The organism is Mycobacterium bourgelatii, from assembly GCF_010723575.1.
Classification (GTDB): domain Bacteria; phylum Actinomycetota; class Actinomycetes; order Mycobacteriales; family Mycobacteriaceae; genus Mycobacterium; species Mycobacterium bourgelatii.
Map to the genome: position 1 here is coordinate 2,053,725 of NZ_BLKZ01000001.1, position 12,476 is coordinate 2,066,200.

The window sequence follows — 12,476 nt, forward strand, 5'->3', positions numbered from 1 at the left end:
CGCGTGCCAATCGCCACACCCTACGAGGACCTGCTGCGCCTGGTACTCGAAACGGGAGTCGCCAAATCCGACCGCACCGGCACTGGGACCCGCAGCCTGTTCGGCCAGCAGATTCGCTATGACCTGTCGGCCGGCTTCCCACTCCTGACCACCAAGAAGGTTCACTTCAAGTCCGTGGTGTATGAGTTGCTGTGGTTCCTGCGCGGCGACTCCAACGTCGGCTGGCTGCACGAGCACGGGGTCACCATCTGGGACGAATGGGCCAGTGAGACAGGCGATCTCGGCCCGGTCTACGGCGTGCAGTGGCGGTCGTGGCCCACGCCGTCGGGTGAACACATCGACCAGATCAGCGCGGCGCTGGATTTGCTGCGCACCGACCCCGATTCCCGGCGCATCATCGTCTCCGCCTGGAACGTCGGCGAAATCCCGCGGATGGCGCTGCCGCCGTGCCATGCGTTCTTCCAGTTCTACGTCGCCGAAGGACGGCTCAGCTGCCAGCTGTACCAGCGCAGCGCCGACCTGTTCCTCGGGGTGCCGTTCAACATCGCCAGCTACGCGCTCCTCACGCACATGATGGCCGCTCAGGCCGGCCTGGACGTAGGCGAGTTCGTGTGGACCGGAGGCGACTGCCACATCTACGACAACCACGTCGAGCAGGTCCGGCTACAGCTCAGCCGCGATCCGCGGCCGTACCCGGAACTCTTTCTCGCGCAACGGGACTCGATTTTCGACTACACTTACGAGGACGTCGTCGTCAAGAATTACGACCCGCATCCGGCGATCAAGGCTCCCGTCGCGGTATGAAAGTCGGCCTAGTCTGGGCGCAATCGACGTCCGGAGTCATCGGCCGCGGCGGCGACATCCCGTGGCGGCTTCCCGAAGATCTCAACCACTTCAAGCAAATCACCATGGGTCACACCGTGGTGATGGGCCGACGGACTTGGGATTCGCTGCCGGCCCGCTTTCGGCCGCTGCCCGGGCGTCGAAACGTTGTCTTGAGCCGCCAACCCGGGTTTAGCGCACCCGGCGCCGAGGTGGTTACCTCGCTCGATGAGGCCCTGACCGAGCCGGAAACCTGGGTGGTCGGGGGTTCTGAGATTTACACGCTTGCGTTGCCGTATGCCAGCCGCTGTGAGGTGACCGAGGTCGACATTGACCTGCCCCGCGACGACGAGGACGCGATCGCTCCGGCACTCGACGAGACGTGGGGCGCCGAGACGGGCGACTGGTTGGTCAGCAAGTCGGGGCTGCGCTACCGGTTTCACAGTTACCGCAGGTCATAAAACTCACCGCCGCGCCGACGGCATGACCTGACATACTCGACTTCGGGGTCGGACTCAAAATCTCACGGGTACTACGAACGTGCGGAACGGGGGATTTACATGGAAACCGAACCTGCAAAGAGGTTCTCTCGGATCTTTCGGGGTTATGACCCCGCGGCCGTCGACGCCTACATCGAGCTGTTGACCACCAAGCAGGAGTTGCTGCGCGCCGACGTCGAGCGCCTGACGCGGCGGCTCCAGGCATCCAGCGAGGAAGTGGCCGCGCTGCGGCAGGAAGTGGCCGGGCTGACCGACACCTCGTCGGCTCCCCAGGCGGTGCAGTCTCGGATGGCGAAGTTGCTGCGGCGCGCGATCGACGAGGTCGCCGAGATGCAGGCCGAGTCGCGAGCCGAGGCGCAGGAACTGATCCGCAGCGCCGAGGCCGAGATCGAGGCCATGCAGCAAGAGCACCGAGAAGCGTTGGCGGATCTGGCCGAGCAGCGGAAAGCCCTGGAAGACGAGATCGAGGAAGCCAAGGGAAAATTAGCGGCCGACCTGGCCCGCATGCGCTCGGAGGCAGAGTCGGAAATCGAAGAAGCTCGCCAGGACGCCCAGCAGGAGCGTGAGCAACTGCTCGCCGACGCGAGGCTGGAAGCCGATCACTACCGTGAGCAGGCCGCGCAAGCGGTGGACGAGGCCACCCGGCAACGAATCAGCGTCCTCGAGCAACTGATGGACGTCTACCGCGACTTGGATGCGGTTCCGGCCAAACTCGAGTCGGCATACCAGGAACTGAAGAACCCGCAGACCGGCACCGTGGTGCCGTTCGAGCAGAAAGTCAGCACCGGCTGAACCGCGCCGCTGAAGTTGTCCGACCGGGGCGGTATTCTCGGCGCCGTGTCGATCGCGACGCACAGGCTGACTGCTGCGCAAGCACGGCGGATAGCTGTTGCGGCCCAAGGATTTAGCGAACCCCGTCCCGCTGGCGCCATCACGCGCGGGCACCTGCGCCGGCTGATCTCCCGAATCCAAGTGCTGCAGTTGGATTCGGTGTCGGTGGCGGTGCGCGCCCACTACGCCCCGGTGTTCAGCCGATTGGGTCCCTACGACCGCGATCTCCTCGACAGTGTCGCCTGGGGTCCGCCGCGGACGCGCCAGTTGGTCGAGTACTGGGCACACGAGGCCGCGCTGATGGCCGTCGACGATTGGCCGTTGCTGCGCTGGCGGATGCGGCAATACCGGCACGGCCGCTGGGGCACGCACATCGTCAAGGCCAACCTGCAGCTTGCCGACGAGATCGTCGCCGCCGTCACCGAACTCGGGCCCAGCACCGCCGGGCAGATCGAGGCCTACTTGGAGGCCGAACCGCGCGGCGCGAAGGGGCCCTGGTGGGGGCGCAGCGACACGAAGTGGGTGGCTGAGGCGCTGTTCGCCTCTGGCGTGCTGACGACGGCCACCCGGGTCGGTTTCGCGCGCCACTACGACCTGGTCGAGCGGGTGCTGCCCGCCCACGTTCTGGCCAGGCAGGTCGACGACGACGAGGCCGTCCGGGAGCTCACCCTGCGGGCTGCCACCGCGCTCGGTGTTGCCACCGAGGCCGACATCCGCGACTACTTCCGCCTGTCGGCCCAGCAGGTCAAGCCGGTGATCGCTGAGTTGGTCGCGGCGGGCGAGGTCGAACCTGTGGAGGTCGAAGGATGGTCGGCGCCGGCGTACCTGCGGGCCGGGCAGAAGGTGCCGCGTGTCGACCGGGGGACCGCCTTGTTGTGCCCGTTCGACCCGCTGATCTTCTTTCGGCCGCGGGTGGAGCGGTTGTTCGATTTCCACTACCGCATTGAGATCTACACGCCGGCGGCCAAGCGTCGGTACGGCTATTACGTGTGGCCGTTTCTGCTGGACGGGCGTCTTGTCGGGCGGGTCGACCTCAAAGCCGACCGCGACGCGGGCACACTACGGGTTATGGGTGCGTTCGCCGAACCCGATGCGCCGCGCAAGGCGGTCGCCGAGGCGCTGGCCGGCGAGTTGGCGACGATGGCGTCCTGGCTGGGGTTGGGCGACGTCACTGTCTCCGACCATGGTGATCTGGCCGCGCAGTTGCGTGCCGCTGCCAAACGGTCCGGTTGATGGACGCGCTCAAAGGCACGCTGTGGAAGGCGGCGGACAAGCTACGCGGTTCCCTGTCGGCAAGCCAGTACAAGGATGTCGTGTTGGGGCTGGTGTTCCTGCAGTACGCCGCGGACGGACACTGGAAGTCGTTGGCGGACAAAGCGAAATCTTCTGACATCGGTGAACTGGTCGATGCCGCGATGGGCGAGGTGATGGCAGCCAACCCGGCCCTGGCCGGAACCCTGCCGCGGCGGTACCACGCCCTCGACCAGCGACGGCTCGGCGAACTGGTGGAACTGCTCGGCGCTAACCAGGTAACCGGGCGGGTCGACCACCACGCGCGTGACGTGATGGGGGAGGTGTACGAGTACTTCCTGGGCAATTTCGCGCGTGCGGAAGGGCGCCGCGGCGGGGAATTCTTCACCCCGCCCAGCATCGTGCGGTTGCTGGTGGAGGTCCTCGAACCCACCAGCGGGCGAATTTACGACCCGTGTTGCGGCTCGGGCGGGATGTTCGTGCAGACCGACAAGTTCCTGCGCCGCCAGGACGGCGACATCAAGGACGTCGCCATCTACGGGCAGGAAAGCGTCGAAGAAACCTGGCGAATGGCAAGGATCAATCTCGCCATCCACGGGATCGACAACACCGGAATCGTCCGCGGCGACACCTTTGTCGCCGACCTGCATGACGGCCTGCTGATGGATTACGTGATGGCCAACCCTCCGTTCAACATCAAGGATTGGTCCCGCGACGTACACGATCCGCGCTGGCGCTACGGCGTTCCTCCCGCCACCAACGCGAACTTCGCCTGGATCCAGCACATTCTGTCCAAGCTGGCCCCGCGCGGCCAGGCCGGAGTCGTCATGACCAACGGGTCGATGTCGTCCACCGCGGGCGGGGAGGGCGACATTCGAGCCCGTATCGTCGACGCGGACCTGGTCTCGTGCCTGGTCGCACTGCCCACCCAATTGTTCCGTAGCACCGGAATTCCGGTGTGCCTGTGGTTCTTTGCCCGAGACAAAGAACACCGCCGCGGTCAGGTGCTGTTCATCGACGCCCGTGGCTTCGGGTACTTGGTGGACCGCGCCGAGCGTGCGTTGACGGACGAGGAGATCGCCCGCATCGGCGACACGTATCACGCGTGGCGCACCAAACGCTCTGCCTACCAAGATGTACCAGGGTTCTGTAAGTCGACGACGTTGGACCACATCAGGGCCTCGGGCTACGTGCTCACGCCCGGGCGGTATGTGGATGCCCCCGCTCCTCAGAGCGACGCCGAACCCCTCGACGACAAGATCGCGCGGTTGGCTACCGAGTTGCTCACCGCACTCGATGAATCCGCGCGGCTGGACGATGTCGTTCGCGAGGAAGTGGAGCGGCTGCGGTGGAGGTGAAGCTGCGTGACGAACTGGAGTTGCGTAACGGCAAAAGCCCACCGCGGCGGGCGAAGATGGGGCCGTATCCCGTCTACGGAGCCAACGGCGTGATCGGCTACGCCACAGAACACAACGCCAACGGGCCACTCATCGTCATCGGTCGGGTCGGATCATATTGCGGCAGTGTGCGTTTCTGCGACACCGACGTCTGGGTCACCGACAACGCGCTGATCTGCCGGGCGAAAAACCCCGACGAGACCCGGTTCTGGTATTACGCGCTGCAGACATGCCGGCTCAACGAACACCGATCCGGCTCGGGACAGCCCCTACTCAATCAGCGAACGCTGCATGACCTTTCGGTGCAGACCGTCGCCGCCGACGATCGCGTGCGGATCGCCGGACTGCTCGGGGCCCTGGACGACAAGATCGTCGCCAACCAACGCGTGGTCGACGCCGCCGAGACGCTGATGGTGGCCATCGTCGAATCGATCACCGCTTACGTAGCGCTATCGGAACTGGCAGTTCGCTCGACCCGGCTGGTCAACCCGTCCGACTTCGACGACGTCGTCGCCAATTTCAGCCTCCCGGCGTTCGACGACGGCGGGCAACCACAGGTTGTCGCCGGTGCATCGGTGAAGAGCGCTAAGTTCCTGTTATCGGCGCCCTGCGTGTTGTTCGCCAAGTTGAATCCCGGGCGGCCGCGAATTTGGAACGTCGTGGGTCTACCTTCGCAAATGGCCTTGGCGAGTACCGAGTTCGTTGTTCTGAGCCCCGTCGGCATCGACACGTCGGCCCTGTGGTCGGCGGTGCGTCAGCCGGAGGTATCACGCATCTTGCAACAGCGCGTCGACGGCACCTCGGGGAGTCACCAACGCATCCGTCCGGACGAACTGCTCGACATGCCGGTGCGAGATGTTCGGCGGTTGTCCGCCGGGGAGCTGCAGACGATCACGTACCTGGGTGAACTGTGTCACGCGCGCCGCAACGACAACGTGCGGCTCGCCGGTCTCCGCGACACCCTGCTGCCGCCGCTGATATCGGGGGAGCTCCGGCTGTAACCCCAGAGTCATCGGGTTAGGGTGAGCGCCGTGGCCGAGACCGCGCCGCTACGCGTGCAGCTGATCGCCAAGACCGACTTCTTGGCGCCACCCGACGTGCCCTGGACGACCGATGCCGACGGGGGCCCCGCGCTGGTCGAGTTCGCCGGCCGAGCCTGCTACCAGAGCTGGTCGAAGCCCAACCCGAAGACCGCGACGAACGAGAGCTACATCCGGCACATCATCGACGTCGGCCATTTCTCGGTCCTGGAACACGCCAGCGTGTCGTTCTACATCACCGGCATCTCGCGGTCCTGCACCCACGAGCTGATCCGGCATCGGCACTTCTCCTACTCGCAGCTGTCGCAGCGCTACGTGCCCGAGCATGACTCGCAGGTCGTCGTGCCGCCCGGCGTGGCAGGCGACCCCGAGTTGGAGCGGATTCTCACCGACGCCGCCGACGCCAGCCGCGCCGCCTACACCGAGTTGTTGGCCAAGCTGGAAGCCAAGTTCGCAGACCAGCCAACGGCGGCGTTGCGTCGCAAACAGGCACGTCAGGCTGCGCGCGCCGTGTTACCGAATGCGACCGAGACGCGCATCGTGGTGACCGGCAACTACCGCGCCTGGCGGCACTTCATCGCCATGCGGGCCAGCGAGCACGCCGACGTGGAAATCCGGCGCCTGGCCATCGAATGCCTGCGACGCCTGGTCGACGTGGCTCCGGCGGTGTTCGCCGACTTCGAAATCACCGCCCTGGCCGACGGCACTGAGGTCGCGACCAGCCCATTAGCTACTGAAGCTTGACAGACATCGTTGACGAGCGTGCGCAGATGTACGCGCCGACGCGGCGTGTCCTGGCACAACACGCACGCTCGCGCTGCTGGTAACCAGCTTGGTGGCGCCAGGTAATCTTTAACACCGTGAGCACCGTCGGATTCGACGCCCCAGCACGCCTGGGGACCCTGCTGACCGCCATGGTCACTCCGTTTGGTCCCGACGGCTCCCTGGACACCGTCACCGCGGCGCGCCTGGCGAACCACCTCGTAGACCAGGGCTGCGACGGCCTGGTGGTCTCGGGAACGACCGGCGAATCGCCGACAACCACCGACGAGGAGAAGCTCGAACTGCTGCGGGTGGTCCTCGAGGCGGTGGGGGATCGCGCCCGGGTCATCGCCGGCGCGGGAACCTACGACACCGCACACAGCGTCAAGCTGGCCAAGGCCTGCGCCGCCGAGGGCGCGCACGGGCTGTTGATCGTCACGCCCTACTACTCGCGGCCGCCGCAGGCCGGTTTGCTGGCCCACTTCACCGCCGTCGCGGACGCGACCGAGCTGCCGGTGTTGCTCTACGACATCCCGCCCAGGTCCGTGGTGCCCATCGAACCCGCGACGCTGCGCGCACTCGCATCGCACCCCAACATCGTGGGCGTCAAGGACGCCAAGGCCGACCTACACAGCGCCGCGCAGGTCATGGCCGACACCGGCCTGGCGTACTACTCGGGCGACGACGCTCTCAATCTGCCCTGGCTGGCGATGGGCGCCACCGGCTTCATCAGCGTGATTTCACACGTGGCGGCGGGTCAGCTGCGGGAGTTGTTGTCGGCGTTCCAGTCCGGTGACATCGCCACCGCCCGCAAGATCAACCACTCCGTCGCGCCGCTGTGCAACGCGATGGCCCGGCTGGGTGGGGTGACCCTGTCGAAGGCGGGTCTGCGGTTGCAGGGCATCGATGTCGGTGATCCGCGCCTGCCACAGGTCGCCGCGACGCCGGAGCAGATCGACGCGCTGGCCGCCGACATGCGCGCGGCCTCGGTGCTGCGGTAGGTCCGCAGGTGGATTCCGAACTCGCTCCGCCGGGCCCATTGCCCGCGGGTGGGTTGCGGATTACCGCGCTGGGCGGCATCAGCGAGATCGGCCGCAACATGACGGTGTTCGAACATCTCGGCCGACTGCTGATCATCGACTGCGGGGTGATGTTCCCCACCCACGACGAGCCCGGTGTCGACCTGATCCTGCCGGACTTTCGTCACATCGAAGACCGGCTCGACGACATCGAGGCGCTGGTCCTCACCCATGCGCACGAAGACCACATCGGCGCCATCCCGTTCCTGCTCAAGTTGCGTCCAGACATCCCGGTCGTCGGCTCCAAGTTCACGCTGGCGCTGGTCGCGGCCAAATGCCGTGAGCATCGCATCAAACCGGTGTTCATGGAGGTCAAAGAGGGCCAGAGCTCCAAACACGGGGTGTTCGAATGCGAATACTTCGCCGTCAATCACTCGATCCCGGACGCGCTGGCCATCGCCGTCTACACGGGTGCGGGAACCATACTGCACACCGGGGACATCAAACTCGACCAGCAACCGCTGGACCGCCGCCCCACCGACCTGCCCGGAATGTCGCGCCTCGGCGATGCCGGCGTGGACCTGTTCCTGTGCGACTCGACCAACGCCGAGCACCCGGGGGTAGGGCCGTCGGAAAGCGAGATCGGTCCAACCCTGCACCGGCTGATTCGCGGGGCCGAAGGCCGCGTGATCGTGGCGTGCTTCGCATCCAACGTCGACCGGGTGCAGCAAATCATCGATGCCGCAGTGGCATTGGGTCGACGGGTGTCATTTGTCGGCCGGTCGATGGTGCGCAACATGGGCATCGCGCGCGAGCTGGGGTTCCTGCGCGTGGCCGACTCCGACATCATTGACATTTCGGCCGCCGAGGAGATGCCGCCCGAGAAAGTCGTGCTGGTCACCACCGGCACCCAGGGCGAGCCGATGGCGGCACTGTCGCGCATGTCGCGCGGCGAGCACCGCAGCATCACGCTGACCGCGGGCGACCTGGTGGTGTTGTCCTCGTCGCTGATTCCCGGCAACGAGGAAGCCGTTTATGGCGTGATCGACTCGCTGGCCAAGATCGGGGCCAGGGTTGTGACCAATGCCCAAGCGCGGGTGCATGTTTCGGGACACGCATATGCCGGCGAGCTGCTCTTCCTGTACAACGGGGTGCGGCCGCGTCACGTCATGCCGGTGCACGGCACCTGGCGGCATCTGCGCGCCAACGCCAAGTTGGCGGCCAGCACCGGTGTTCCGCCGGAGTCAATCCTGTTGGCCGAGAACGGCGTCAGCGTGGACCTCGTCGCCGGCAAGGCCAGCATTTCCGGCGCGGTGCCGGTCGGCAAGATGTTCGTCGACGGCTTGATCACCGGCGATGTCGGCGACATCACCCTGGGCGAGCGGCTGATCTTGTCGGAGGGCTTCGTCGCGGTCACGGTTGTGGTCAAACGCGGCACCGGGCGACCCGTCGTTGCGCCGCACTTGAATTCGCGGGGCTTCTCTGAGGATCCGAAAGCGCTCGAGCCCGCGGTGCGCAGGGTCGAGGCGGAGATGGAACAGTTGGTGGCCAACAATGTCACCGATCCGATCCGGATCGCCCAAGGTGTGCGCCGCACCGTCGGCAAGTGGGTGGGGGAGGTTTACCGCCGCCAGCCGATGATCGTGCCGACCGTCATCGAAGTTTGACGCGGCTCAGATCTCTTCGACCTTTTCTGCGTAAGCCGACCATTCGATCTGCGACGCCTTGAGTTTGCGACCAGTCGGCGCCACGTAACGCTGCAACAGCTCGTCAGGACCGGCCTGTTCGATCAGCCGCCACCCGTACTCGGCAAGGAAGTCCGCGACCTCTTCGGGCGCTAATCCGAAGTGCCACAGCTGGCGTCGCTGCCGCACCGACCGGTACAGCGTCCGGGTGCCGTAGCGATTGGTGCCGTCGATGAAGTCTTTGCGCACGTAGGTGAACACGATGCGACTGCCCGGCGCGGCCGGGCGCAGCCCCTCCAGGGTGCGTCGCACCGCGTTCTCGGTGAGGTATTGGGTCACGCCCTCGCAGATGAACAGCACCCGGTAGTCGGGGAGATAACCGTATTCGGCCAAGGAGGTCAGCAGATCGTCGCGCTCGAAGTCGACCGCGACCAGCCGCACCGACAGCGGGAACTGCCCCAAGACCCGGCGAACCGTTTTTGCCTTGCGCGCCACGTTGACCGGCAGGTCGACCTCGAAGACCGGCCTGCGCACCTGTCGGGTCAACCGGTATGGCAGCGTGTCCAATCCCGCGCCGAGGATGACGACAGCGTCGATGTCGCCGAGAGACTCGGCCAACTTGTCGGCGATAAAGCGCTTGCGGCAGGCCAGGTTCGCCCACAGTCCGCGACCGGACCATTCCGAGGCCCGGATCAGCAAGCGGCGCAACGGGGTCAGCCGAGTGGTGGCGACCAGCAAGCGCAGTGGTGCCGGCAAGAACAAGTCGGCCAGGTCGTCGTCGACGAGGCGACGCTCGGGCGGCTCATTCTGTTCCACCGCTGCCAGCACCATCGGGCCAAGTGCGGTCTGTGCTACGGGATTTCGTGCCATGGAACGCCGCCTACCGTTTGTTCACGCACCCCGCGTCAACCGGCAGGGCGACGCCGGTGACGTAGCGGGCTTGATCAGACACCAGCCACGCTACCGCGTTGGCGATGTCCTCGGCCTGCAAGATTTCCACCGGCAACGCATTGCCTCCACCGGCGCCTCCCAGGTCGGCCATGTCGGCCAGCCACTGCCGGGTGAAGTCGTTGTTGATCATCAGCGTGTTCACCCCGGAAGGATGCACCGAGTTGACCCTGATGCTATGTGGTGCAAGGAGGTTGGCGTACAGGCGCATCAGCCCTACCATTCCGTGCTTGGCGGCGGTGTAGCCGATGGAGCCGGCGTCGGAGGAGCCGAACCCGGCCAGTCCCGCGGCCGAACTGATCAGCACGATCGACCCTCCGGTGCCCTGCTCGATCATCGTCGGGATCGAGACGTCCACGGTGTGGTAGGCGCCGGTGAGGTTGACGTCGATGACGTCGTACCAGCCGTTGCTGCCGGCCTGCATGGGTGCGATGCCCGCATTCGCCACGACGATGTCGAGCCTGTCGAACTCGTCAAGGCCGGCCTGCAATACGGCGGCCAGCGACGCACGATCGCGGACATCGGCCTGTTCGGCAACGATCCGGGCGCCGGTGTCCCGGACCAGCTTGACCGTGTCGGCCAGGTCCTCGGCGGTGCCCAATGGATATGGCACACTGTCGATTTGACCGCAGAGGTCGACGGCGATGATGTCCGCACCGTCGGCCGCCAGGCGCACCGCGTAGGCGCGGCCCTGGCCACGCGCTGCCCCGGTGATGAAGGCGACCTGGCCTTCCAGCGGCCGAGCCATCAGAGGCGAATCTGTCCTTTGCTGGGGTCGCCCGCGGGAATCGGCTGCAGCATCTTGATGTCGGCTGGTCCGGCCAGGTGCTCGCGGGCCGCCTCGAACATTTTGGCTACGGCGGGCGCCGCGCTGTGGGCTTTGAGTGCCTCGTCGTCGGCCCATTGCTCGACGAAGACGAACGTCTCACCCGTCTGGTGAAGCGAATACAGGTCACAGCCCGGTTCGCCGTGCACCTCTTCGACTGCGGTGGTGAGGATGTCGCGGACGGTGTCGACCGATTCAGGCTTCACGGTCAAGGTTGCGACAACGACGACGGGCACGTGGGGCCTCCTGGGAAGTCTGCGCGCCAGTTACGGCGCGGACGCGGCTTGGCTCCTTGTCACCCTAGTCGTTCGTTAGTCGCCCGTTCGTTGCAGGGAGATATCGAGTTGCTGTGCGGGGCACGACTCCGCAGCGTCGAACGTGATCGTCCCGGAGAGCCGCTGCAGCGGCCGGTCCGCCGGTTGAGGGAGGGCGTATTCCTCGTGTTTGACCGTTCTGGCGACGGTGCCGTTCGGGCAGTTGACGTCGACGCGCTGGTTGAGCGTCCATTTCCCGTTGTCGAACAGCAGCGAATTCACGACGTGCGTCTGCGTTGCCGAAAGGAAGGACCTGAACGTCGCGCAGACATCGGTGTTGCGCACACATGTTGTCTGCATGAAGATGCGGCGTACTCCCGGTCGCGATCGCTCATCATCCCGAAGCACGCTGGTCTCGTTGTAATGCCCGTTGAGGCCGTTGGGCGCGGACGCAGTCGGCGAAAGTGAAGCCTGCCTACCAGGATTGGCAACTGCGACGTTCAGATCGACGTCCCCCACGCGCTTCACCCTGATCGGCGTCTGAGTCGCCACGCCGCAGTCCGGGGACGGGTTCATGGCCACCGACGAAGTGCCGCTCAGTGTGCCGTCGGGTTGCGGTTGCAGGATCCACACGGTGATGGCCGGGCCGTGGGAGCTGCTGTCGGTGCAGGTTGCGTCCTCACGAACGGCCATCTGCCAATGTCCGTTGACGTAGTCGAGCACCAGATCGACTGCCGGGTCTGACTTCTTCTTGGGATTGCCGTCCGCCAGCTTTGTCGCCGTCGCGATGCATCCGGTTTCGAGACACGTGGAGCGAACGGCGTAGAGGCGCGTCCGGGAGTCGGTGGGCTTGAGTTCGCCACCAGCGAGCTGTTGGGACCCGTCGAAATCAAATTGATACGTGCCCTCGAAGCTGGGTGCGGACGGCATCGGGGGCTTGGTCGAGCTATTTGAGGGACCGCGTGACTCACAGGCGCTCAACGCGGCGATGCTGAGGACGATGGCGCAGGCTATGCGGATTCTCCGCATGTAAGGCATGTGATCGATCTCCCCTCTAGCACTCATCGACGAAACCGGGACAGCAGTAGTCCAGGCAGTCATACAGCCTGGCAGTCATAGAAGCATTCCAGCGCCGGAACCG

At 65.6% G+C, this 12,476-nt stretch carries 13 protein-coding genes; 9 read left to right on the forward strand and 4 right to left on the reverse strand.

The features are described 5' to 3' along the window. Positions 1–3: 3 nt before the first annotated feature. From G6N68_RS09110 to G6N68_RS09150, 9 genes are all read left to right on the forward strand, one after another. Positions 4–804, forward strand: a complete 801-nt coding sequence (locus tag G6N68_RS09110) for a thymidylate synthase (protein ID WP_163710701.1) — start codon at positions 4–6, stop codon at positions 802–804. Then, complete coding sequence (locus G6N68_RS09115; RefSeq protein WP_163710704.1) at positions 801–1,283, forward strand: dihydrofolate reductase; 483 nt, start codon at positions 801–803, stop codon at positions 1,281–1,283. The genes G6N68_RS09110 and G6N68_RS09115 overlap by 4 nt, the downstream gene beginning before the upstream one ends. A 99-nt stretch (positions 1,284–1,382) precedes the next feature. Then, a complete protein-coding gene (locus tag G6N68_RS09120) occupies positions 1,383–2,114 on the forward strand; it encodes a DivIVA domain-containing protein (RefSeq protein ID WP_163710706.1) in 732 nt (243 codons plus the stop codon). 15 nt (positions 2,115–2,129) lie between these two features. Beyond that, complete coding sequence (locus tag G6N68_RS09125) at positions 2,130–3,386, forward strand: winged helix-turn-helix domain-containing protein (RefSeq protein WP_205351283.1); 1,257 nt, start codon at positions 2,130–2,132, stop codon at positions 3,384–3,386. After that, positions 3,386–4,762 (forward strand): class I SAM-dependent DNA methyltransferase, encoded by a 1,377-nt coding sequence (locus G6N68_RS09130; protein ID WP_163710708.1) that lies wholly within the window; start codon positions 3,386–3,388, stop codon positions 4,760–4,762. Before G6N68_RS09125 ends, G6N68_RS09130 begins: the two co-directional genes overlap by 1 nt. Beyond that, complete coding sequence (locus G6N68_RS09135) at positions 4,753–5,802, forward strand: restriction endonuclease subunit S (RefSeq protein ID WP_163710711.1); 1,050 nt, start codon at positions 4,753–4,755, stop codon at positions 5,800–5,802. The genes G6N68_RS09130 and G6N68_RS09135 overlap by 10 nt, the downstream gene beginning before the upstream one ends. A 30-nt stretch (positions 5,803–5,832) precedes the next feature. Then, entirely contained in the window at positions 5,833–6,585 is a 753-nt protein-coding gene (gene thyX, locus G6N68_RS09140) for an FAD-dependent thymidylate synthase (protein WP_163710714.1), read from the forward strand. 116 nt (positions 6,586–6,701) lie between these two features. Continuing rightward, positions 6,702–7,604 carry a 4-hydroxy-tetrahydrodipicolinate synthase gene (dapA, locus tag G6N68_RS09145; protein WP_163710717.1) on the forward strand — a complete coding sequence of 301 codons (903 nt, stop codon included), beginning with the start codon at positions 6,702–6,704 and terminating at the stop codon, positions 7,602–7,604. 8 nt (positions 7,605–7,612) lie between these two features. Then, entirely contained in the window at positions 7,613–9,289 is a 1,677-nt protein-coding gene (locus G6N68_RS09150; protein WP_163710720.1) for a ribonuclease J, read from the forward strand. A 6-nt stretch (positions 9,290–9,295) separates the two neighbouring features. On the opposite strand, the gene G6N68_RS09155 is transcribed toward G6N68_RS09150, so the two are convergent. From G6N68_RS09155 to G6N68_RS09170, 4 genes are all read right to left on the reverse strand, one after another. Then, a complete protein-coding gene (locus G6N68_RS09155) occupies positions 9,296–10,177 on the reverse strand; it encodes an SAM-dependent methyltransferase (RefSeq protein WP_163710723.1) in 882 nt (293 codons plus the stop codon). Between the two features lie 10 nt (positions 10,178–10,187). Beyond that, a complete protein-coding gene (locus G6N68_RS09160; RefSeq protein ID WP_163718378.1) occupies positions 10,188–11,006 on the reverse strand; it encodes a mycofactocin-coupled SDR family oxidoreductase in 819 nt (272 codons plus the stop codon). Then, entirely contained in the window at positions 11,003–11,317 is a 315-nt protein-coding gene (locus tag G6N68_RS09165; RefSeq protein WP_163710727.1) for a putative quinol monooxygenase, read from the reverse strand. Before G6N68_RS09165 ends, G6N68_RS09160 begins: the two co-directional genes overlap by 4 nt. Before the next feature lie 75 nt (positions 11,318–11,392). Then, positions 11,393–12,265, reverse strand: coding sequence for an Rv2253/PknI dimerization domain-containing protein (locus tag G6N68_RS09170; RefSeq protein WP_163710730.1), 873 nt, complete (start codon positions 12,263–12,265; stop codon positions 11,393–11,395). Positions 12,266–12,476 lie beyond the last annotated feature (211 nt).

What these genes read in the sequence shown, in the direction of transcription:
- G6N68_RS09115 (WP_163710704.1), top strand. Translation starts at nt 801, where the DNA reads ATGAAAGTCGGCCTAGTCTGGGCGCAATCGACGTCCGGAGTCATCGGC.
- G6N68_RS09170 (WP_163710730.1), bottom strand. Translation starts at nt 12,265, where the DNA reads ATGCCGTCCGCACCCAGCTTCGAGGGCACGTATCAATTTGATTTCGAC.
- G6N68_RS09130 (WP_163710708.1), top strand. Translation starts at nt 3,386, where the DNA reads ATGGACGCGCTCAAAGGCACGCTGTGGAAGGCGGCGGACAAGCTACGC.
- G6N68_RS09120 (WP_163710706.1), top strand. Translation starts at nt 1,383, where the DNA reads ATGGAAACCGAACCTGCAAAGAGGTTCTCTCGGATCTTTCGGGGTTAT.
- G6N68_RS09155 (WP_163710723.1), bottom strand. Translation starts at nt 10,177, where the DNA reads ATGGCACGAAATCCCGTAGCACAGACCGCACTTGGCCCGATGGTGCTG.